We start from the raw sequence: 21,488 nt of genomic DNA, 5'->3' as shown, positions 1-21,488 counted from the left end.
GGGGTGGGAAAACGAACTCTTTTTTGATTGTTCGAGTTCTTTCCCACTCCCAACAAGTCTCGCTTTTAACTGCTGGGCCAAATTGTTCTAACTAAACGAATTAACATGAGACAGGACTTTTGTTCTAGTCTCCTATTTTTCAAGAGCTATCACGATGTAGTCTTTTTAAGTACCTTGACTTGTGGTATAGTAGTGAATGCGCTTTTAAATGGGATTGAAGGAGGTTTTATGCTATTTTTAGATAAGGATTCGTATGCCTTGCTGACTTATCTTTTGTCTCAGGATGAGCCAGAGACCATCATGGCCATTTCCAAGACCTTAGGTCAATCCAGACGAAAAATCTACTATAGTCTTGAAAAGGTCAACGAAGCTTTACCAGAATCTGTTGGGCCGATTGTCAGTGTTCCACGCATAGGTGTTCAGCTGACACCAGAGCAAAAAGCAGCTTGTCAGGAACTCTTAGCCGAGTTAGACGATTACAGCTATGTCATGAGTATGGAGGAGCGTATTCAGCTCTTATTGGTCTATATTTTGGTATCTCCAGAGCGAGTGACTTTGGAGCGGATGATGGCCCTTACCGATGTGTCTCGAAACACGACACTCAATGACCTCAACGCGATTCGTGAGCGACTCAGTCAAGAGTATCGTTATTTGCCGTTAGTAGTGACAAAAAGTCAGGGCTACTTCATCAATAGCCATCTTTTAGATAAAATCCAGTACATTTATTCCCTTTTGTTTACGATTTTTACGTCTAGCAATAATAGCTTTCTGGCTATCTTTGAAAAGAAAATGCGCGACCTCTCAGGGAGCTTTAGTCGTCTTGAAGACGACCGGTCTGCTGCCTTGTTGCAGCAATTTCACGACATGCAAAAAGTCTGGGGCAAGGAAATGTATCATTCGGACATCAAGCTTATGGTGCGCATTTTGCCTTACATCCTGCTCAGTTATCGCAATAGTCAGTTGACATCAGAGGAGCGAGAAGATGTGGTTAAGGAGTTGGGCTTGGTACGTAAGCGGATTGAGTACAAAATAGCTCAGCGAATCAGTCTCTTCATCAAGGAGCAGTACCGTTTGGAGTTAGATGACATTGAGCAGGCCTTAATCGGTATTTTACTCTTATCATCTCGGAAAAATTATGATAGCCATATCAATACCCTTGATTTTAGAGATGTAGAAGAGGCCATCGAAGTTTTTTTGCAAGATTTTGAGAAGAATACCCATTACCAATTTGTCCAACGAGCTGACCTAGCGCAGCGGCTTCTAATTCATTGCAAGGCACTCATCTTTCGGAAAACCTATGGCATTTTGTCTAAAAATCCCTTGACCGCTCAAATCAAGGAAAAGTATGGTTCCTTGTTTGAAGCGACAACCAACTGTGTAGATGTACTGGAAAAAGCCTGGATGATTCAGCTGACAGACGATGACATTGCCCATCTGGCGGTCCATTTGGGAGGTGCTCTGCGGAGCATTGAGCTGCAACGCTCACCAGAGCGGGTCTGTATCGTCTGCGACCAAGGGGTGCCTATTCAACGCCTGCTGGTTCGACAAGTTGAATACCATTTTCCTAGTGTGACTGTGACGGCTGTTTTTACAACCGAACAGTTCAAAAGTGTTGAAGACATCTTAGAAGTAGATGCTCTGATTCAGACAAATGATAGCCTAGAAAGCCAGTTACCATCAGTACAGGTGAGTCCGATTCTCAATCGGGAGGATATCTTGGCAATTGGAAAGATCTTGCGCCACCCTAATCCTCTTCAAAATGGCAAAGCAGCAACCGAACTTCGTCATTTAATTGAGACTTATATTCCTGATGGGGATAAGCAGGCAATTTTTAAGGCTAAGCTTCAAAAATTGATTCAAGATAATTTAATGATGGGGTTGATCCTAGAAGACTTGTAACAGTCCAAGAATGAACACACTCTTGTGTCTCATTTGGGCTTTTTTTAGTATCATGATAGCGGTATCATAGAATTGTCAATAACATATCTATATACATCAAAAAGGAGGCAATTAGATGGCTAACGTTAAAGATATTACAAGAGAATCTTGGATCCTCTCAACTTTTCCAGAATGGGGGACTTGGCTGAACGAGGAAATCGAAGAAGAAGTGGTTCCAGAAGGCCATTTTTCCATGTGGTGGCTCGGTAACTGTGGGGTTTGGATCAAGACACCTGGTGGGGCAAATGTCGTGATGGACCTCTGGTCAGCACGCGGAAAATCCACTAAAAAGGTCAAAGACATGGTTCGTGGTCACCAGATGGCCAATATGGCAGGCGTTCGTAAACTCCAACCAAACTTGCGTGTGCAGCCTATGGTCATTGACCCATTTGCCATCAATGAATTGGATTACTACCTTGTGTCTCACTTCCATAGTGACCATATTGATATTAACACTGCAGCAGCTATTATCAACAATCCAAAGCTTGACCATGTCAAATTTGTCGGACCTTATGAATGTGGCGAAATCTGGAAAAAATGGGGTGTTCCAGAAGAACGTATCATCATCATCAAACCAGGTGAAAGCTTTGAATTTAAGGACATGAAGGTCCATGCGGTTGAGTCCTTTGATCGCACCTGTCTGGTGACCTTGCCAGTTGAGGGGGCTGATGCTCAAGACGGTGAATTGGCTGGACTTGCGGTGACAGACGAAGAGATGGCTCGTAAGGCTGTTAACTATATCTTTGAAACACCAGGTGGCACCATCTATCATGGTGCAGACTCGCATTTCTCTAACTACTTTGCAAAACATGGCCGTGATTTCAAGATTGATGTGGCCCTTAATAACTATGGTGAAAACCCACTCGGTATTCAGGATAAGATGACTTCTGTTGATCTTCTGCGCATGGCAGAAAACCTTCGTGCTAAAGTCATCATCCCGGTTCACTATGACATTTGGTCTAACTTCATGGCATCAACAGATGAAATATTAGAACTATGGAAGATGCGCAAAGAACGCCTCCAGTACGATTTCCATCCGTTTATCTGGGAAGTTGGTGGCAAATACACTTACCCACAAGACAAGGATAGAATTGAATACCATCATCCACGTGGATTTGACGATTGCTTCTTGGAAGATTCCAATATTCAGTTTAAGGCGCTCTTGTAAAAGGCATTCGTTTTCAGGATGAATGTTTGATTTCAAAAACATCGTGATTTCAATGCAATACCTACGCTTCCTAAAGTTTCTAGAAATTACTGAATTATTCTTTTAAATAGGCAATCTGCTCTCTAAGCTAACTTAACTTTAGAGAGCAGATTGCCTTTTAATTGTCTTTGAAATATTTATAATACTACTTTCAAGTCAATATCCAATATATCCTGCGACTGCTCTAATGATAGTTGCTGTCAAAGAATCGATAATCTAGCAGAGATGATTCATCACCGTTCCAAGAGATGGGAAGAGCTGATTGATAAATATTAGTACGCAGATATTCTATTCGGAAGCGGTATTAGTCCATTGTAATGGACTAAATTGTATAAAAATTGGAAGCGTTTTTTGTTAAAATAAAAATAGATAATTGAGGTGGGAAATGATTAAAAACCAGAATATAGAAAAACTTCTTATGATCCTTTCCAATGAAATTGATTATGTCACAGCAAAATATCTTGCTGAAAAAATAGAGATTTCAGAGAAGAGTGTCTATCGTTTCATAAAACTTATAAACCAACAGTATCCTGAGGATGATCCACTAATTATCTCAGAGAAAGGGAGGGGTTTTTTACTCGTAAAACATAATAGGTCAGTAGATTCATTGATTTATCAGCTGATGGAGACCACTCCTGAAGGTCGACAAGCGAGAGAACTTGAAAAACTACTTAGAAGCGCGCCTCAACCTATTGCTATATATCAATTATCCCAAGCCTTTTTTGTTAGTGAGTCTGTTATTTTAAAAGATAGGCAAGAATTGCAGAAAAAATTAAATCCTTATGGTTTAAATTTAATACTCCGAAAAGGAATGTTGTCTATAAATGGCTCTGAAGTTTCTATTAGGAAAGCTATTATAGATTTAAATCCAACATTCCAAACTTTAGATTTAGATAACTTATTTAAAGATAATGATAATGCAGTTAACTTTGAAATTGCACAATTTGTTCAAAGAGAGATTAGTTTATTAGAAGAAAGGATAGGAGGGCGTTTACCATATCCTTATGATATCAATTTATTTTCACATATCTATATTATGATTGATCGAGTAACAAAAAGGAAGAGGTCACTTGATTTTCAAATGACCATCAAAAGAGTGGCTTATGATAATCCTCTAATGTTAGAAAGTCGTAGGGTTATTCATCACATCGAGAATTATATTGGTCAAAAGATTGAAGCTGAGGAAGTCTTATATTTGTACCACTACTTGATATCATCTCGATTTCAACATTCTTCAAGGGAAGTTGAAGACGAGGTTATGACTTTTCCACCGAGGGTAACAGAAATTACCTCTGCCTATTTTTCTAATATGAATGGTACAGTTAATTATTCTGTAGACATACAATCACCGATGTTTAAGGACTTAGCCAATCATGTCAGTCCGTTGTTAAACAGGTTAGAAAATAATATATGTATTAAAAATTCTCTTTTGAAAGAAATTGAAATGAATTATAATGATATCTTTTTGGAATTAGAAAAAGTTTCTCAGAAAATAAGCTTGGACTATCAATTGCCTGCTATTAGTAAAGATGAAATTGGTTTTCTAACCTTATATTTTGCCAGATTTAGAGAGACAACTAAAAAAACTGTCAATACGGTTATCATGTGCACCACAGGAATTGGAACATCAGAGTTGTTAAAGTTCAAAATAGAAAATTCAATTAACGGCATTACTATTTTAGATGTCATTGCTTATAGTGACATTGTCTCTATCTTTAGGACCTATCCAAATATGGATTTGTTGATTACAACAGTTGATGTTGATGTTCCTGAAAAAGTAGCTAAAATTATAGTCAGTGCTTTTTTTAAGGAAGGTGACCGCAGACGTTTGCAAAGAAAAATAGAGGCTATTCAATATGGAAAAGAGATGGATTAAATTTTATTCTGGTGAAAGCTTTCCAGATAGAGATAGTGTCTATGACTTTCTCGTATCAAAGCTGTGTGAAACGGCAGAAGGCCAATTACTTTTAAAAGACAAGTTGTATTACAGAGAAGAGATTGGAAGCATTCAAATTGAAGAACAGGTCGTATTACCTCACCTACAGTATGAAGGGCCATGGCAAGGTATCATTATCCTTCGATTAAAGACACCGATAAAAATATGGTCTGAGGGGATTGATTCTGTAAAGTTAGTAATCTGTTTAGTCATTTCTGAAGAGATGGAAGAGAATGCTAAGAAAAAGATTCGATCGTTTGTAAGAAAACTATCTAGGAGAGATTTTTTTCAGTTTCTACTTCAAAAGGAAGAATCAATAATTGAAGCATATTTAGAGCAAGGAGATTTATAAATGGAAATCAAAGAAATGCTGGATCCCAATTTGATCCTTACGAACTTAGAGATTGATACAAAGGATCAGGCTTTAAAAAAACTGAGTCAATGCTTATCGGAACAGGGGTATGTTTCGAACGTTGAGGAGTTTATAGAGGATATCTATAGGCGCGAAGCAGAAGGGCAAACAGGAATTGGGAATTACATAGCTATTCCCCATAGCAAGAGTGCCTTTGTTAATAAAATTGGTGTTGCTATCGGGATCAATAAGCGAGAAATACCTTGGGAGAGTCTAGATGATAAAGGGGCTAAAGTTATTATTCTCTTTTCTGTCGGCGATGATACGGAAGACGCAAAAGAGCATCTCAAGCTCTTATCCTTATTCGCCCGTAAACTAGGTAATGATGCTGTGGTTGAGCAACTTTTAAAAGCTCAATCCGTTGATGATGTGATAAATGCTTTTGCATAGGAGGTAAAAGATGAAAATTGTTGGAGTTGCAGCCTGTACAGTGGGAATTGCCCACACCTATATCGCTCAAGAAAAACTCGAAAATGCAGCTAAAGCTGCTGGTCATTATGTTCAAATCGAGACCCAAGGGACCATTGGTATCGAAAATGAATTAAGCGAACAAGCTATTCAAGAAGCTGATATCGTCATCTTGGCTATTGATGTCAAGATTTCAGGCATGGAGCGTTTTGATGGCAAAAAGGTTATAAAAGTCCCAACAGAAGTGGCCATTAAATCACCCAATAAACTGATTGCAAAAGCTACTGAAGTGGCTGGACAGCAATCCTAATTTTTAAGAAAGAAGGAAAATCATGAAAGATACATGGAAAAAAATAAACCTTAAGAGTCATCTTTTGACCGCTATTTCCTATTTAATCCCTATAGTCTGTGGGGCTGGTTTCTTGGTAGCTATTGGATTAGCCATGAAGGGAGGCGTCCTAGATACCTTAGTTGAAGGGAAATTTACCTTCTGGGATACCTTGGCTACTATGGGTGGTAAGGCACTTGGATTATTACCAGTCATTATTGCGACTGGTATTGCTTATTCTATTGCTGGTAAACCTGGTATTGCACCTGGTTTCGTTGTTGGTCTTGCAGCTAACGCTATCAGTGCGGGTTTTATCGGTGGTATGGTTGGTGGTTATATAGCTGGTTTCCTAGCGCTTTGGATTCTTAAAAATCTTAAAGTTCCTGATTGGGCAAAAGGTCTCATGCCAACGGTTATCATCCCCCTCTTATCTTCATTCATTTCAGGGATGCTTATGATTTATGTCATCGGTATTCCTATTGCTGCCTTTACAAAACTCTTGACAGACTTCTTGACCGGTCTAGGTTCATCATCGATGTTGGTTCTTGGCTTGGTTATCGGTCTTCTCAGTATTATTGATTTTGGTGGTCCAATTAATAAAACCGTTTATGCTTTCACTTTGACGCTATTGGCTGAAGGTGTTAAAGAACCAGTAACTGCTCTCCAGTTGGTTAACACTGCAACCCCAATCGGTTTTGGTTTTGCCTACTTTGTTGCTAAAATGCTTAAAAAAGACATCTACGGTGTCGAACAAGTAGAAACGTTGAAATCAGCGGTTCCCATGGGTGTGCTCAATATTGTTGAGGGTGTGATTCCGATCGTCATGAATGATTTGGTGCGAGGCATTACAGCAGCAGGACTAGGTGGTGCTGCCGGTGGCGCAACAGCCATGGTCTTAGGTGCGGATTCAACAGTTCCATTTGGTGGTTTCCTCATGCTTCCAACCATGACGCGACCTTGGACTGGTTTGCTAGCTATCATTGTCAATGTTGTAGTGACCGGTGTTGCTTATGCCCTGCTTGCCAAACATAAAACAGCAGAAGATTTTGCGGATGTTCAAGATGTCGAAGAAGATATTAGTCTCGACGACTTTGAAATCCTCTCATAAGAAAGGTTGGTATATGTCAAAAGTAGAATTTTCACCGTCCTTAATGACTATGGATTTGGATAAGTTTAAAGAGCAAATCACTTTTTTAAATGACCATGTGGGGTCCTATCATATTGATATTATGGATGGTCATTTTGTACCTAACATTACCTTATCTCCTTGGTTTATCGAAGAGGTGAGAAAGATTAGTTCTCTTCCCATGTCCGCTCATTTGATGGTCACAGACCCAACCTTCTGGGTAGACCAACTTATTGCTATTAAGTGTGAGTGGATTTGTATGCATGCAGAGGTCTTAAATGGCTTAGCCTTTCGTTTGATTGATAAGATTCATGATGCCGGATTAAAAGCAGGTGTTGTTCTTAACCCAGAAACACCAGTAAGTGCTATTGGACCTTATATTGATTTGATAGATAAGGTGACTATTATGACAGTTGATCCCGGATTTGCTGGACAACGCTTCTTAGGAAGCACGTTGGACAAAATCGTTGAATTAAGGGCATTGAGAGATAAATATGACTACTCTTATGTGATTGAAATGGACGGCTCGTCTGGTCGTAAAACCTTTGAGCGCATTGATCAAGCAGGTCCGGATATCTATGTGATTGGGCGTAGTGGTCTCTTTGGCCTTGATGAAGATATTGCGATTTCTTGGCAAACGATGATAAAAGATTATTTTGATAAAACGGGAAAGGAACTCAAATAATTTTTGATTTGGTCCCAAGATTACCTTTGGAATTCGCTATACGGCTGATTTTATGGTAAAATAGAAACAATCCGAGAAATATAGCGCTACCAAAATAAAGCGTTATTAACTCCTTGCGACCGCTTGTAAGGTCAATAAGAAAGCTCAAAGGAAAATACATAAAGGAGGGACTTATGTCCAATTTGTCTATCAACGCGATCCGTTTTCTAGGAATCGATGCCATTGAAAAATCAAAGTCTGGCCACCCAGGGATTGTCATGGGAGCAGCACCGATGGCTTATAACTTGTATACTAAGCATATCCGTGTGAATCCTAAAGATCCTAACTGGATTAATCGCGATCGCTTCGTACTTTCTGCTGGTCATGGTTCTATGTTGCTCTATGCTCTCTTGCACTTGTCTGGCTATGAAGACATGACAATGGATCAGATTAAAAACTTCCGTCAGTGGGGGTCAGCAACACCAGGCCATCCAGAGTATGGTCACACAGCAGGCGTTGATATCACAACTGGTCCTCTTGGTCAAGGGATTGCCTCAGCGGTTGGCTTTGCCCAAGCAGAGCGCTTTTTAGCGGCTAAGTATAACCGTGAAGACTACAATCTTTTTGATCACTACACTTATGTCATTTGCGGTGACGGTGACTTGATGGAGGGTGTTTCTGCTGAAGCGGCTTCTTACGCTGGTCTTCAAAAATTTGACAAACTGATCGTCCTTTATGATTCAAATGACATCAACTTGGACGGTCCTACTTCTGAAAGTTTCACAGAAGATGTGCGTGCGCGTTATAAGGCTTACGGCTGGCAGACTCTCCTAGTTGAAGATGGCACAGACTTAGCTGAGATCAATGCGGCTATTGAAGAAGCTAAAGCGTCTGACAAACCGAGCTTGATTGAAATTAAAACCGTTATCGGTCATGGTTCACCTGGCAAGGCTGGTTCAAACGCAGCGCACGGGGCACCACTTGGAGCTGACGAAGCTGCAGCAACCCGTGAAAACCTTGGCTGGGACTATGCACCATTTGAAATTCCAGAAGAAGTTTACACTGACTTTAAAGAAAACGTAGCAGACCGTGGCCAAGGCGCTTACGATACGTGGACACAATTGGTTGAAGACTACAAGCTAGCCTTCCCAGAAGTAGCCGAGGAACTCTCAGCCATTCTTGAGGGCAAGGATCCAGTAGTGGTGACACCAGAAGATTTCCCAGTGATCGAAGCTGGCTATTCTCAAGCAACTCGTAACTCTAGCCAAGACGCCCTTAATGTCATCGCTGCTAAAATGCCAAACTTCCTCGGTGGTTCTGCTGACTTGGCGCATTCTAACATGACTGTGATTAAGGGTGAAGGATTGCAAGATGCAAATCATCCGCTTAACCGCAACATTCAATTTGGTGTGCGTGAGTTTGCTATGGGGACTATCTTGAATGGTATGGCAGCACATGGTGGTCTTCGCGTTTATGGCGGTACTTTCTTCGTCTTCTCAGACTATCTCAAGGCTGCGATTCGCCTTTCAGCTCTGCAAGGTCTTCCAGTAACTTATGTCTTCACACATGACTCCATTGCAGTAGGGGAAGATGGGCCGACCCATGAGCCAATTGAGCACTTGGCCGGTCTTCGTGCTATGCCAAATCTCAATGTCATCCGTCCAGCAGATGCGCGTGAAACACAAGCTGCATGGCACTTGGCTGTGACTAGTCCATCTACGCCAACTGTTCTCGTTTTGACCCGTCAAAACTTGACTGTTCAAGAAGGGACAGATTTTGCCAAGGTTGCTAAGGGAGCATACGTTGTGTATGAAGAAGAAGGATTTGATACGATTCTTTTGGCAACAGGCTCTGAAGTAGAATTGGCAGTCAATGCGGCTAAAGCCTTGGCAGAAAAAGGAACTAAGGTTCGTGTGGTCAGCGTGCCATCAACCGACCTCTTTGACACTCAAGATCCAGACTATAAGGAAGAAATCTTGCCAAACAGTATCCGTCGCCGTCTAGCAATTGAGATGGGGGCTAGCCAAAATTGGTACAAGTATGTCGGGCTTGACGGTGCTGTTATCGGTATTGATACCTTTGGGGCATCAGCTCCAGCAGCAGAAGTTATTGCAAACTATGGCTTTACAGTGGAAAACGTTGTAGCAACTGTTGAGAGTTTAGGCTAAGCTAAATAAAAAAGTGGAAAATTCCAATAGCATTAAGTTAAAGATGAAGCTGTTAACTCCAGCCTAACAGCAAGAACGCATGAAATCTTTGTTTCTGAAACCTTGATTTCATGTGTTTTTCTGTGCAAAGAGTCATTACGGGACGGTTACGAAATAAAGCTTGCGAAGCAAGTGAAACCAGTCGGGAAGTCTGACTTTTGTAAAATGACTATTTCAGCTTTTTCTGCTTTTACTTTTTCTGACTGTACTGTTCTAACTCCCATCTTATCAAAGTGAAAGGAAGCGCTATTTTTTTGTGAAGTTATTAACGGCACTAGCATTTCCAGAGCAAATGTGGTAAAATGAACAGGTAGTGGTAGATAACCACAAAAATTATGAGGAGGCTATTAAAATGCCATTAGTTTCAGCAGAAAAATTTGTCAAAGCAGCTCGTGAAAACGGCTATGCTGTTGGTGGATTTAACACAAACAACCTTGAGTGGACTCAAGCTATCTTGCGTGCCGCAGAAAGCAAGCAAGCGCCTGTCCTTATCCAAACGTCTATGGGTGCTGCTAAGTATATGGGTGGTTACAAGGTCGCTCGTAACTTGATTGCTAACTTGGTTGAGTCAATGAACATCACTGTACCAGTAGCTATTCACCTTGACCATGGTCATTATGAAGATTCACTTGAGTGTATCGAAGCTGGTTACACATCTATCATGTTTGACGGATCACATCTTCCAGTTGAAGAAAACCTTGCGAAAGCTCGTGAAGTGGTTGAACTTGCTCATTCTAAAGGCATTTCAGTAGAAGCTGAAGTTGGTACAATCGGTGGTGAAGAAGACGGTATCATCGGTAAAGGTGAGTTGGCACCAATTGAAGATGCGATCGCTATGGTTGAAACTGGTATTGACTTCTTGGCAGCAGGTATCGGTAACATTCACGGTCCATACCCAGCAAACTGGGAAGGTCTTGACCTTGATCACTTGAAGAAATTAACAGAAGCTGTTCCAGGTTTCCCAATCGTTCTTCACGGTGGTTCAGGTATTCCTGATGACCAAATCCAAGCAGCTATCAAACTTGGTGTGGCTAAAGTTAACGTAAACACTGAGTGTCAAATCGCATTTGCAAACGCAACTCGTGCATTTGCTCGTAACTACGAAGCAAACGAAGCAGAATACGATAAGAAAAAACTCTTCGACCCACGTAAATTCCTTGCTGATGGTGTAAAAGCTATCCAAGAATCCGTTGAAGAACGTATTGACGTTTTCGGCAGTGCCAACAAAGCATAACAATCGTGTTTAAAGGCTGGGCTTAAGTCCAGTCTTTTGTTTTTGAGTATAAACTGTTTCGGGAACTCAAAAATGTTTCAAAATCACCTCTATTGTGAGAGAGTTAACTGTGATAACATTTGAAAACTTAGAATGACTTTTCAATGTGTTTCCAAACTAGTCTAGTAAAAAAGAAGCTCTAGGCATTCTTATTCCAGAATTAGTCACTGAAAAGGATCATTTCAGAAAAGTTATCCTCAGGTGTTTGTTCTGTCTTAGCATCAAAGTACGGGATTAATGCTGGAAAATCTGGTATAATAAAAAGGATATTAGGATGAGTCAAAATTGGTAGTCTGTGTTTCAGGCTTTTTATTAAAGAGGAGATTATGGAATTTACAAAATTTAAGTTTAAGAACTACATCAACGTAGCTCTAGAAGAATTGCGCTTTGAGCAGGCGACAGAGGTTCAGGAGAAATTGATCCCGGTGGTCTTATCAGGTCGCGATTTAGTCGGTGAGTCCAAGACGGGTTCGGGTAAGACCCATACGTTCTTGCTACCGATTTTTGAAAAGCTAGATGAGGAATTGGATCAGGTGCAGGCTGTTATTACGGCTCCGAGTCGTGAACTAGCCACTCAGATCTATCAAGCAGCGCGTCAGATCGCTCAATTTTCACCGACAGAAATTAGGGTTTCTAACTATGTTGGCGGTACTGATAAGGGGCGTCAAATTGATAAGCTGGGAAACCAGCAACCCCACATTGTGATCGGGACACCGGGACGTATCTATGACTTGGTCAAGTCAGGGGATTTGGCTATCCACAAGGCTAAGATCTTTGTTGTGGACGAAGCGGATATGACTTTGGATCTGGGCTTTTTGAACGAAGTTGACAAGATTGCTGGCAGCCTTCCTAAAGATCTTCAATTTCTGGTTTTTTCAGCGACTGTTCCACAGAAGCTCCAACCCTTCCTCAAAAAATACCTATCCAATCCTGTCATCGAACAGATCAAGACCAAGACAGTCATCTCAGATACCATTGACAACTGGTTGATTTCGACCAAGGGGCGGGATAAAAATAGTCAGATTTTAGAGATGACCAAGCTCATGCAGCCTTATTTGGCCATGACTTTTGTCAACACTAAGACGCGGGCAGATGAGCTTCATAGTTACTTGGTAGCAAATGGCCTGCGCGTGGCTAAGATTCATGGTGGCATTGCCCCGCGTGAACGTAGACGGATCATGAATCAGGTCAAAAATCTTGAGTTTGAGTACATTGTAGCGACGGATCTTGCTGCCCGCGGAATCGACATTGAAGGAGTCAGTCATATTATTAATGATGCGATTCCGCAGGATTTGTCTTTCTTTGTCCACCGTGTAGGACGGACTGGCCGAAATGGGCTGTCTGGCACAGCCATCACCCTCTACCAACCGAGTGATGATGCGGATATTCGTGAGCTTGAAAAATTAGGCATCAGTTTTGTACCAAAAGTGATCAAAGATGGGGAATTTCAAGATACCTATGACCGTGACCGCCGCGCGAACCGTGAGAAGACAGTTAAAAAGCTGGACAACGAGTTAATTGGTTTGGTCAAGAAGAAAAAGAAAAAAATTAAGCCAGGTTACAAGAAAAAGATCGGTTGGAAGATTGATGAGAAGCGGAAACGTGAAAGACGAGCTGAGAGTCGTGCACGTAGCCGTGCGAAACGTCAGGCCAAACGTCAGAGTTTCTAGTTGAGCTATAAGTAAAAGTTATCAGGTTGATTGGATTTTTTAATGCTTCCAACAGCCTGATTTTTATGACTTTGTGACAATTTGTGTTAGAATGAACATTATTGTACAAAGCTGGAATTCTTGATTGTGATGGCTTTGTAAGATTGAAATGGAGATTGTATGTTTACGACATTAAGTGCCACACCTGACTGGTACAAGGATTTGATGACCTTGATTCCAGATGGTAAAATTTTTAACCTGAGAGCTGTTTTTGATGGACTTCCTCAAATTATCACGAAACTTCCAGTGACCATTGGCTTGACCCTTGGTGGTGCAGCTTTTGGCTTGCTTCTTGGCCTGCTTTTTGCTATTGTCAAAATCAATAAGGTACCAGTGATTTACCGTTTGCAAGCCCTTTTTGTGTCATTTCTTAGGGGCACGCCGATTTTGGTGCAGCTGATGCTGACTTACTACGGAATTCCTCTAGCTCTTAAGGCGATCAATGCGCGCTTTGGAACTAGTTTTAACATCAATGATCTGCCAGCCTACCTTTTTGTGGTTGTGGCCTTTGCTTTCAATGAGGCGGCTTATGCCAGTGAGACCTTGCGGGCAGCTATTCAATCAGTCGATTCTGGAGAGATTGAGGCAGCCAGAAGTCTCGGTATGACAAATACTCAGGTTTACAGTCGAGTGATTATTCCCAATGCAGCAGTTGTAGCAACACCAACCTTGATTAACAATTTAATCGGTCTGACAAAGGGAACTTCTCTGGCTTTCAGCGCTGGGATTGTCGAAATTTATGCGCAAGCTCAAATCATGGGTGGTCGAGACTATCGTTATTTTGAACGCTTTATCTCGGTTGCCATCGTGTACTGGATTGTCAATATCTTGATTGAGCAGTTTGGTCGGTTTGTTGAACGAAAAATGGCCATTCAATCGCCTGAGGTGCAAGATCTTAATCAAAAATTCCAAGCTCAAGGAGGTGACCGTTAATGATTCGTATTTCGCATTTAACGAAATCTTTTTCTGGGCAAAAAGTTCTTGATGACATCAGCTTTGAGGTCGAAAAAGGGGAAGTGATTGCCTTGGTTGGTTCCTCAGGAGCAGGAAAATCAACTCTTTTGCGTTCACTCAACTATCTGGAGATGGCCGATAGCGGCACGCTTTCGATTGATGATTTTACGGTGGATTTTCAGACCATTTCCAAAGATGATATCCTGACGCTTCGTCGCAAATTATCCATGGTTTTTCAGCAGTTTAACCTTTTTGGACGTAAAACGGCGCTTGATAATGTCAAGGAAGGGCTCAAGGTGGTCAAAAAGATGTCCGATGCAGAAGCGACAGCCATTGCCAAAGAGGAATTGGCCAAGGTTGGCATGTCAGATCGGGAAAATCACTATCCGCGTCACTTGTCAGGTGGGCAGAAACAGCGGGTTGGCTTGGCACGAGCACTGGCGATGAAACCTGATGTCTTGCTGTTGGATGAGCCGACCTCAGCTTTAGATCCTGAATTGGTCGGTGAGGTGGAGCGCTCCATCGCGGTGGCTGCTGAATCTGGCCAAACTATGATTTTGGTCAGCCATGACATGGCCTTTATCCAGCAAGTCGCGGATCGTGTGCTTTTCCTTGACAAAGGTCACATCATTGAACAGGGCACGCCTGATGAGTTAATCAATCATCCGAAGGAAGAACGCACCAAGGCATTCTTCGCTAATTACAAACGCAACTTTTCATGATATAATGAGTAGTAGAATGGTGCAGTGGGTTTTGGAGTAGATGAGGTCTCGCACAACCTGTTCGATACTTGCTTGACAAGGTTTGAGAGAGTGGAATCAAGTCCGACCAACTAAGAAAGAGTTCCCTTGCTTTGTTACTTTCAGGCTCTCCCTTGGCACTTGCTTTGCAAGTTGTGACAGTCTGGGGAAACTCTGTTGAAACTGTTAAAACCTTTCATTAGCTGTGCAGGGTTTACTTTCTTTCAGAATATTGAGGAATGATATGTTAGCTAGAATTTTAAGTCTCTATCTGCAAAGTTTGGCAGGAACGACTTTCTTAACGTTTGTAATTGGCTCTTTTTGCCTTTTTTGGCGCAAATTTCGTAAAAAGGATAAGACAGACAAAGAAAGGCGCAGCTCGACTTACGAGGTTTTACTCATTTCTGTCATGGTCATTCCTATCTTGTCTTTTGCACTTATGGGAATTATTTTAATGATCAGGGTGTAAAACAGGCGCTAAAACTTTAACGTTTAGATTGGAAGAGCTGGGAATGGAATAAAACAGCCAGTCCTGTAAAGTTTTAAAAGAGGAAGTTCGAATAGTGTTCATTCGGACCTCTAGAAGGAGTCTTATGTACGATACATTAATTATTGGATCAGGCCCTGCGGGCATGACTGCAGCTCTCTACGCTGCTCGTGCCAACCTCAAGGTTGGCCTCATTGAGCGTGGCGTTCCAGGTGGGCAGATGAATAATACTGCTGATATTGAGAATTATCCTGGCTATGAATTGATTTCAGGGCCAGAATTATCTATGAAGATGCATGAACCTTTGGAAAAATTTGGTGTTGAAAACATCTATGGTTTTGTGCAAGCTGTGGAAGACCATGGTGACTACAAGACAGTTGTCACAGAAGACCAACGATTTGATGCTAAAACCATTATCCTAGCAACAGGTGCTAACCATCGCCAGCTGGGGGTGCCAGGTGAAATTGATTATAACAGTCGTGGTGTGTCTTATTGTGCTGTCTGTGATGGGGCTTTCTTCCGTGATCAGGACTTGGTGGTTGTCGGAGGTGGCGACTCTGCTGTTGAGGAAGCGATTTACTTGACCCAATTTGCTAAGTCTGTGACCATTGTTCATCGTCGTGACCAACTTCGTGCCCAAAAGATTATCCAAGACCGTGCATTTGCCAATGAGAAGATCAGATTTGCATGGAACAAGACTGTAGAGGAAATTCAGGGTAACGAGCGTCAAGTTGATATGGTTATTCTAAAGGACACGCAAACAGGCGAGTTGTCTGTACTTGCTTGTGGTGGTGTCTTCATCTATGTTGGGCTTGATCCTGTTAGCGAGATGGTGGCAGATCTTGCTATCACAGACGAAGCTGGCTGGGTCGTAACAGATGAGCAGATGGCGACTAAGGTGCCGGGTATATTTGCCATCGGCGACCTCCGTCAAAAACACCTTCGTCAGATCACAACAGCTGTCGGTGATGGTGCTATCGCTGGCCAAAATGTCTACAATTATATCGTAGAGCATGGGTAATCACAACTACAGCCGTCATGAAGTGGATATGACGGCCTTTTTCTTCTTCAATGATGAGCTAGAAATGGCAGATCTTGCTATCATTCTAGGAACATCGCAAACCTCGGCTGTTGACTGTGCTAAGGAACTTCTCGATAAAGGATTGGTACCGAGTGTTTTGATTTCTGGCGGTGTCAATCCTAAGTTAGATGGACAAACGGAAGCGAACTTTCTAGCAGCCTATGCCAGTTCTATCGGTATTTCCAAAAATCAGCTTCTTTTAGAAGAGCATGCCTCAAATACCTTTGAAAATGCTCGACTTTCTGCACAGCTTTGTCAAAGAGAAGGCATAAAGCCTCAAAAGGTGATTCTGATCTGCAAAAATTACCATGCTAGGCGAGTGCTTATGACGTTTGAGGAGCATTTTTTGCCAGATACTACCTTTCAAATCAAATCATATCAAGATGAAAAGGGAGTGAGTCCAGAAATGTGGACGACTGATCCCAGTCAAAAGGCCATCTTGTACCAAGAACTTGCTAAAATCGGTCACTATTATTTGAAAAATAAACGATGAGAGGTGAGGTTGGCCTTGAGCCCAGCCTCGTTTTGTAAGAAGCATTGGTGTGCCCGGTTCCTTTTTCTTATGCCGACTCTTACTTTGTGGTATAATGAACACTATAGTTGAGCGAGTCCGCTGTGGGTCTCGCGTGATAAAATGTGGGCATGATATTGCCCAAAGGAGAGCCTATGTATCCAGATGATTCTTTAACATTGCACACGGATCTCTATCAGATTAATATGATGCAGGTCTATTTTCAGCAGAAGATCCACAATCGCCATGCAGTTTTTGAGGTTTATTTCCGCAAGCAGCCTTTTAACAATGGTTATGCTGTCTTTGCAGGGCTTGAGCGTTTGGTTCGTTACCTTGAAAATCTGTCCTTTACAGAGAGCGATCTCGCTTATCTTCGGGAGGAAGGCTATCCTGAGGACTTTTTAGCCTATCTAGCAGATTTCAAAATGGCGCTCACGGTCAAGTCTGCCCGTGAAGGGGACTTGGTCTTTGCCAATGAGCCTATCGTGCAAATCGAAGGGCCTTTGGCTCAATGTCAGTTGGTTGAGACGGCGGTGCTTAACATTATCAATTACCAGACGTTGATTGCTACTAAGGCGGCGCGGATCAAGTCCGTTATCGGTGATGAGCCCTTGCTTGAATTTGGGACCCGTCGTGCTCAGGAGATGGATGCGGCTATTTGGGGGACGCGTGCAGCCTTTATTGGTGGCGCAGAAGCAACATCGAATGTTCGGGCAGGCAAGCTCTTTGGCATCCCGGTGGCTGGAACTCATGCGCACGCCCTAGTTCAGGCTTATGGAGATGACTACAAGGCCTTTAAGGCTTATGCAGAGACCCATAAGGATTGTGTCTTCTTGGTTGATACTTACGACACCTTGCGTGTCGGTATGCCTGCTGCCATTCGTGTCGCTAAGGAAATGGGAGACAAGATTCATTTCAAAGGTGTCCGCATAGATTCAGGGGACATGGCTTACATTTCCAAAAAGGTTCGTGAGCAGCTGGATGAGGCGGGTTATCCTGACGCCAAGATTTATGCCTCAAATGACTTGGATGAAAATACTATCCTCAACTTGAAGATGCAAAAGGCTAAGATTGATATCTGGGGTGTGGGAACCAAGTTGATTACAGCATACGATCAACCAGCGCTCGGTGCAGTTTACAAGATTGTGTCGGTTGAAAATGATGAGGGGAACATGGTTGATTCCATCAAACTCTCTAACAATGCAGAGAAAGTATCAACCCCTGGTAAGAAGCAGGTATGGCGCATTACCAGCCTTGATAAGGGTAAGTCTGAAGGGGACTATGTCACTTTTGCAGATACAGATGTGACAGCCATGGATGAAATCTTCATGTTCCATCCAACCTATACCTATATCAATAAAACGGTCAAAAACTTCGGCGCAGTGCCATTGATGATTCCTATTTTTGAAAAAGGGAAGCTAGTCTATAATCTGCCAAGTTTACAAGAAATTCAGAACTATGCGCGTTCAGCCTTTAATGAACTATGGGATGAGTACAAACGCGTGCTCAATCCACAGATTTATCCTGTTGATTTGGCTCAAGACGTCTGGGACAACAAGATGGCCTTTATCGATCAAGTACGCAAGCGCGCTCAAGCTCAGAGTGAGGAGATTGGTCAATGAGTTTACAAGAGAAAATTATCGCGCAGCTGGGTGTGAAGCCACAAATCAATCCTGAGGAAGAAGTGCGACGAACGATTGTTTTCCTCAAGGAATACCTTTACAAGCATCCTTTTTTGAAAACCTATGTTCTAGGAATTTCAGGAGGGCAGGACTCGACCTTGGCAGGGCGTCTGGCTCAGATGGCTGTTGAGGAAATGCGGAGCGAAACGGGAGATGATGCTTACCGGTTTATTGCCATTCGTTTGCCTTATGGTGTTCAGGCTGATGAAGAAGATGCCCAGAAAGCTTTGGCCTTTATCCAGCCAGATGTCAGCCTGACAATCAATATCAAGCCTGCCACAGATGGCATGATGTCAGCCTTGGAAGCAGCAGGTCAGAGCATTTCGGATTTTAACAAAGGCAATATCAAGGCGCGTCAGCGTATGATTGCCCAATATGCAGTCGCTGGCCAGCACGCAGGTGCAGTCATTGGAACCGACCATGCAGCTGAGAACGTCACAGGCTTTTTTACCAAGTTTGGTGACGGGGCAGCTGATATTATCCCTCTTTACCGTCTCAATAAACGTCAGGGCCGAGAGCTTCTCAAGGTGCTGGGAGCTGATGCTAGTCTCTATGAGAAGGTGCCGATTGCTGACTTAGAAGAAGAGCGGCTAGGTTTGACTGACGAAGTTGCCCTTGGTGTCAGCTATACCGATATTGATGACTACCTAGAGGGTAAGACAATCTCGCCAGAAGCTCAAGCAACGATTGAGTCTTGGTGGCACAAAACCGAGCACAAGCGCCACTTACCGATTAGCGTCTTTGATGATTTTTGGAAATAATACTGTTTGGTTTAACTTTAGGATGTCGTTAAGTCAATCTTACTGTGCTTGAGTACTATTTATATCTCGTTGCTTCGTCCTAATTGTCCGTCATTTTAGTATAAAAATAACTAAAGAGGTCAATCAGGATTGAACTTAAACTCAGGTCTGTGACAAATCTAGCGAGAGCAGCTTGAGACTAGGGAGTGGTTCTATCCACTTTTGGGGCATCAGCGTTTAAGAGGTTTATAGTTTAGTGAAAATGACAATTGTGACCACCTGATTATGCGGGTGGTCACAATTTGTCTCGGACTTAACGGAGCGAGCCTGGATTAAAGGTACATAATATAGGCATTCCGATTTAAACTGGTCTACCAAACACTCTGTTAGATGCTTTACCAGTACACGCTTTCGAAATTTTCTGTAGAAATTAAAAGTGTAAATACTGTAAAACTAACTATAAAAAAATTAACCATCCTTAACTTATTAGTTGCAGTTTGTCTGAAAAACGCTATAATGGACAGTATAATCATGAGCGACAGTGGTCGCTTAGAAACGGAGATAACATATGCGTGATTTACAGATAGATTTTACAAATAAGCTCTATGAGGCTTATGAAGCCAACAAAACCTTTGCGGCTGTGGAAAATGCGGTCAGTCACAACGGACTTCTTAAATCCTTGGAACGCCGTCAGGCGACTATTGAGACGACACCGGTTTTCTCGATTGATCTGACCAAGGACCCAGTGGCTAACCAGAAGGCTTCAGGCCGCTGCTGGATGTTTGCCGCTCTTAACACCTTCCGTCACAGCATGATTGGCACCCACAAGATGGAAAATTTTGAGCTCTCTCAAGCCCATACTTTCTTTTGGGACAAGTACGAGAAGGCTAACTGGTTCTTGGAGCAAATCCTAGCGACAGCAGATCAAGACTTGACTAGTCGCAAGGTCAAGTTCTTGCTGGATACACCTCAGCAGGATGGCGGCCAGTGGGATATGGTCGTTGCTCTTTTTGAAAAATATGGTGTTGTGCCAAAATCAGCTTACCCTGAGTCTGTGTCATCGAGCGCTAGTCGCGAGCTGAACAGCTACCTCAACAAACTCCTGCGTCAGGATGCGCAAAAGCTTCGTGATATGGTCAAGTCTGGTCAAGCTGAATCTGCCATTCAGGAGCAGAAAGATGCTTTCTTGCAGGAGATTTTCAACTTCTTAGCGATGAATTTGGGCTTGCCACCGCGCCAGTTTGACTTTAGCTACCGTGATAAGGATGACAATTTCCACTTGGACAAGGATATGACCCCGCACAGCTTTTACGACAAATATGTCGGTATCAAGCTAGAGGATTACGTATCTATCATCAATGCTCCGACAGCTGACAAACCTTACGGCAAGTCCTACACCGTTGAACTACTGGGAAATGTGGCAGGAAGCCGTGATGTCCGCTATCTCAACGTGGAAATGTCTCGATTGAAAGAATTGGCCGTGGCTCAAATGCAGGCAGGTGAAACGGTTTGGTTTGGCTGCGATGTCGGTCAATCCAGCAACCGTCAGTCTGGTGTTATGGCTACAGATCTCTACGATTTCACATCAGGAATGGATCTTGAGCTGACCCAGAACAAGGCAGGTCGTCTGGATTACAGCGAAAGTCTCATGACGCATGCCATGGTTTTGACGGGTGTTGATCTAGATGAGAACGGTCAATCCCTCAAGTGGAAAGTGGAAAACTCTTGGGGTGACAAGGTCGGTGAAAAAGGTTATTTTGTTGCTAGCGATGCCTGGATGGACGAATACACCTACCAAATTGTCGTTCGAAAAGAATTTCTGACCGAGGACGAATTATCTGCCTATCAGGCTGAACCAATCGTGCTAGCACCGTGGGATCCTATGGGAGCTTTGGCTTGAGGACAGCTCTATTACATAGTCCGAGTGTCACAGAAATTTATACCTGATTGAATCAGGAGAATCCACTTTCGATTCAAAGAAATGGGAAAAGTTGTCATTTCAAAGCAATCGATGTTATTACTCCGCTGTCGCAAGGCTGAGCAGGTTTGTTATTTCAATTCAAGATCCAATAGCTGATTTTCTAA

General features: G+C 42.5%; 19 protein-coding genes. All 19 read left to right on the top strand.

What is annotated here, in order from left to right; all coding sequences use genetic code 11:
• The first annotated feature begins 228 nt into the window (after nucleotides 1–228).
• A complete protein-coding gene (locus A3I5_RS0109055) occupies nucleotides 229–1,899 on the top strand; it encodes a BglG family transcription antiterminator (protein WP_018374283.1) in 1,671 nt (556 codons plus the stop codon).
• Nucleotides 1,900–2,014: 115 nt separating this feature from the next.
• Entirely contained in the window at nucleotides 2,015–3,106 is a 1,092-nt protein-coding gene (gene ulaG, locus A3I5_RS0109050) for an L-ascorbate 6-phosphate lactonase (RefSeq protein WP_018374282.1), read from the top strand.
• Between the two features lie 424 nt (nucleotides 3,107–3,530).
• A complete protein-coding gene (locus A3I5_RS0109045; protein WP_018374281.1) occupies nucleotides 3,531–5,021 on the top strand; it encodes a BglG family transcription antiterminator in 1,491 nt (496 codons plus the stop codon).
• Nucleotides 5,002–5,433, top strand: a complete 432-nt coding sequence (locus A3I5_RS0109040; RefSeq protein ID WP_018374280.1) for a PTS sugar transporter subunit IIA — start codon at nucleotides 5,002–5,004, stop codon at nucleotides 5,431–5,433. The genes A3I5_RS0109045 and A3I5_RS0109040 overlap by 20 nt, the downstream gene beginning before the upstream one ends.
• Nucleotides 5,434–5,883, top strand: coding sequence for a PTS sugar transporter subunit IIA (locus A3I5_RS0109035; RefSeq protein WP_018374279.1), 450 nt, complete (start codon nucleotides 5,434–5,436; stop codon nucleotides 5,881–5,883).
• A 10-nt stretch (nucleotides 5,884–5,893) separates the two neighbouring features.
• Nucleotides 5,894–6,211, top strand: a complete 318-nt coding sequence (locus A3I5_RS0109030) for a PTS fructose transporter subunit IIB (protein ID WP_018374278.1) — start codon at nucleotides 5,894–5,896, stop codon at nucleotides 6,209–6,211.
• Nucleotides 6,212–6,233: 22 nt separating this feature from the next.
• A complete protein-coding gene (locus tag A3I5_RS0109025) occupies nucleotides 6,234–7,337 on the top strand; it encodes a PTS fructose transporter subunit IIC (protein ID WP_018374277.1) in 1,104 nt (367 codons plus the stop codon).
• Nucleotides 7,338–7,350: 13 nt separating this feature from the next.
• Nucleotides 7,351–8,040, top strand: coding sequence for a D-allulose 6-phosphate 3-epimerase (gene alsE, locus A3I5_RS0109020; protein WP_018374276.1), 690 nt, complete (start codon nucleotides 7,351–7,353; stop codon nucleotides 8,038–8,040).
• A 173-nt stretch (nucleotides 8,041–8,213) separates the two neighbouring features.
• Complete coding sequence (tkt, locus tag A3I5_RS0109015) at nucleotides 8,214–10,187, top strand: transketolase (protein WP_018374275.1); 1,974 nt, start codon at nucleotides 8,214–8,216, stop codon at nucleotides 10,185–10,187.
• A 391-nt stretch (nucleotides 10,188–10,578) separates the two neighbouring features.
• Nucleotides 10,579–11,460 (top strand): class II fructose-bisphosphate aldolase, encoded by an 882-nt coding sequence (locus A3I5_RS0109010; protein ID WP_018374274.1) that lies wholly within the window; start codon nucleotides 10,579–10,581, stop codon nucleotides 11,458–11,460.
• Between the two features lie 365 nt (nucleotides 11,461–11,825).
• Nucleotides 11,826–13,169, top strand: coding sequence for a DEAD/DEAH box helicase (locus tag A3I5_RS0109005; RefSeq protein WP_018374273.1), 1,344 nt, complete (start codon nucleotides 11,826–11,828; stop codon nucleotides 13,167–13,169).
• A gap of 159 nt (nucleotides 13,170–13,328) precedes the next feature.
• Complete coding sequence (locus A3I5_RS0109000) at nucleotides 13,329–14,141, top strand: amino acid ABC transporter permease (RefSeq protein WP_018374272.1); 813 nt, start codon at nucleotides 13,329–13,331, stop codon at nucleotides 14,139–14,141.
• A complete protein-coding gene (locus A3I5_RS0108995) occupies nucleotides 14,141–14,884 on the top strand; it encodes an amino acid ABC transporter ATP-binding protein (RefSeq protein ID WP_018374271.1) in 744 nt (247 codons plus the stop codon). Before A3I5_RS0109000 ends, A3I5_RS0108995 begins: the two co-directional genes overlap by 1 nt.
• 262 nt (nucleotides 14,885–15,146) lie before the next feature.
• Nucleotides 15,147–15,371: a DUF4059 family protein gene (locus A3I5_RS0108990; RefSeq protein ID WP_018374270.1), complete on the top strand. Its 225-nt coding sequence runs from the start codon at nucleotides 15,147–15,149 to the stop codon at nucleotides 15,369–15,371.
• A gap of 124 nt (nucleotides 15,372–15,495) precedes the next feature.
• Entirely contained in the window at nucleotides 15,496–16,410 is a 915-nt protein-coding gene (gene trxB, locus A3I5_RS0108985; protein ID WP_018374269.1) for a thioredoxin-disulfide reductase, read from the top strand.
• Nucleotides 16,403–16,963, top strand: a complete 561-nt coding sequence (locus A3I5_RS0108980) for a YdcF family protein (RefSeq protein WP_018374268.1) — start codon at nucleotides 16,403–16,405, stop codon at nucleotides 16,961–16,963. Before trxB ends, A3I5_RS0108980 begins: the two co-directional genes overlap by 8 nt.
• 173 nt (nucleotides 16,964–17,136) lie before the next feature.
• The gene (locus A3I5_RS0108975) at nucleotides 17,137–18,603 is read left to right on the top strand and encodes a nicotinate phosphoribosyltransferase (protein ID WP_018374267.1); all 1,467 of its coding nucleotides are present in this window, start codon (nucleotides 17,137–17,139) and stop codon (nucleotides 18,601–18,603) included.
• On the top strand, nucleotides 18,600–19,424 hold the full coding sequence (gene nadE / locus A3I5_RS0108970) for an ammonia-dependent NAD(+) synthetase (protein WP_018374266.1): 825 nt from the start codon (nucleotides 18,600–18,602) through the stop codon (nucleotides 19,422–19,424). Before A3I5_RS0108975 ends, nadE begins: the two co-directional genes overlap by 4 nt.
• Before the next feature lie 547 nt (nucleotides 19,425–19,971).
• Nucleotides 19,972–21,303 carry an aminopeptidase C gene (pepC, locus tag A3I5_RS0108965; protein ID WP_018374265.1) on the top strand — a complete coding sequence of 444 codons (1,332 nt, stop codon included), beginning with the start codon at nucleotides 19,972–19,974 and terminating at the stop codon, nucleotides 21,301–21,303.
• The last annotated feature ends 185 nt before the right edge of the window (nucleotides 21,304–21,488 follow it).

Source organism: Streptococcus merionis DSM 19192 (assembly GCF_000380085.1).
GTDB classification, from domain to species: domain Bacteria; phylum Bacillota; class Bacilli; order Lactobacillales; family Streptococcaceae; genus Streptococcus; species Streptococcus merionis.
Note: the sequence above shows the minus strand (reverse complement) of the source record. Positions and strands in the feature narration are given on the sequence as shown.

Bases quoted from the DNA above. Each gene is read 5' to 3' on its own strand.
- A3I5_RS0109055 (WP_018374283.1), top strand. From the start codon at position 229: ATGCTATTTTTAGATAAGGATTCGTATGCCTTGCTGACTTATCTTTTG.
- ulaG (WP_018374282.1), top strand. From the start codon at position 2,015: ATGGCTAACGTTAAAGATATTACAAGAGAATCTTGGATCCTCTCAACT.
- A3I5_RS0109045 (WP_018374281.1), top strand. From the start codon at position 3,531: ATGATTAAAAACCAGAATATAGAAAAACTTCTTATGATCCTTTCCAAT.
- A3I5_RS0109040 (WP_018374280.1), top strand. From the start codon at position 5,002: ATGGAAAAGAGATGGATTAAATTTTATTCTGGTGAAAGCTTTCCAGAT.
- A3I5_RS0109035 (WP_018374279.1), top strand. From the start codon at position 5,434: ATGGAAATCAAAGAAATGCTGGATCCCAATTTGATCCTTACGAACTTA.
- A3I5_RS0109030 (WP_018374278.1), top strand. From the start codon at position 5,894: ATGAAAATTGTTGGAGTTGCAGCCTGTACAGTGGGAATTGCCCACACC.
- A3I5_RS0109025 (WP_018374277.1), top strand. From the start codon at position 6,234: ATGAAAGATACATGGAAAAAAATAAACCTTAAGAGTCATCTTTTGACC.
- alsE (WP_018374276.1), top strand. From the start codon at position 7,351: ATGTCAAAAGTAGAATTTTCACCGTCCTTAATGACTATGGATTTGGAT.
- tkt (WP_018374275.1), top strand. From the start codon at position 8,214: ATGTCCAATTTGTCTATCAACGCGATCCGTTTTCTAGGAATCGATGCC.
- A3I5_RS0109010 (WP_018374274.1), top strand. From the start codon at position 10,579: ATGCCATTAGTTTCAGCAGAAAAATTTGTCAAAGCAGCTCGTGAAAAC.
- A3I5_RS0109005 (WP_018374273.1), top strand. From the start codon at position 11,826: ATGGAATTTACAAAATTTAAGTTTAAGAACTACATCAACGTAGCTCTA.
- A3I5_RS0109000 (WP_018374272.1), top strand. From the start codon at position 13,329: ATGTTTACGACATTAAGTGCCACACCTGACTGGTACAAGGATTTGATG.
- A3I5_RS0108995 (WP_018374271.1), top strand. From the start codon at position 14,141: ATGATTCGTATTTCGCATTTAACGAAATCTTTTTCTGGGCAAAAAGTT.
- A3I5_RS0108990 (WP_018374270.1), top strand. From the start codon at position 15,147: ATGTTAGCTAGAATTTTAAGTCTCTATCTGCAAAGTTTGGCAGGAACG.
- trxB (WP_018374269.1), top strand. From the start codon at position 15,496: ATGTACGATACATTAATTATTGGATCAGGCCCTGCGGGCATGACTGCA.
- A3I5_RS0108980 (WP_018374268.1), top strand. From the start codon at position 16,403: ATGGGTAATCACAACTACAGCCGTCATGAAGTGGATATGACGGCCTTT.
- A3I5_RS0108975 (WP_018374267.1), top strand. From the start codon at position 17,137: ATGTATCCAGATGATTCTTTAACATTGCACACGGATCTCTATCAGATT.
- nadE (WP_018374266.1), top strand. From the start codon at position 18,600: ATGAGTTTACAAGAGAAAATTATCGCGCAGCTGGGTGTGAAGCCACAA.
- pepC (WP_018374265.1), top strand. From the start codon at position 19,972: ATGCGTGATTTACAGATAGATTTTACAAATAAGCTCTATGAGGCTTAT.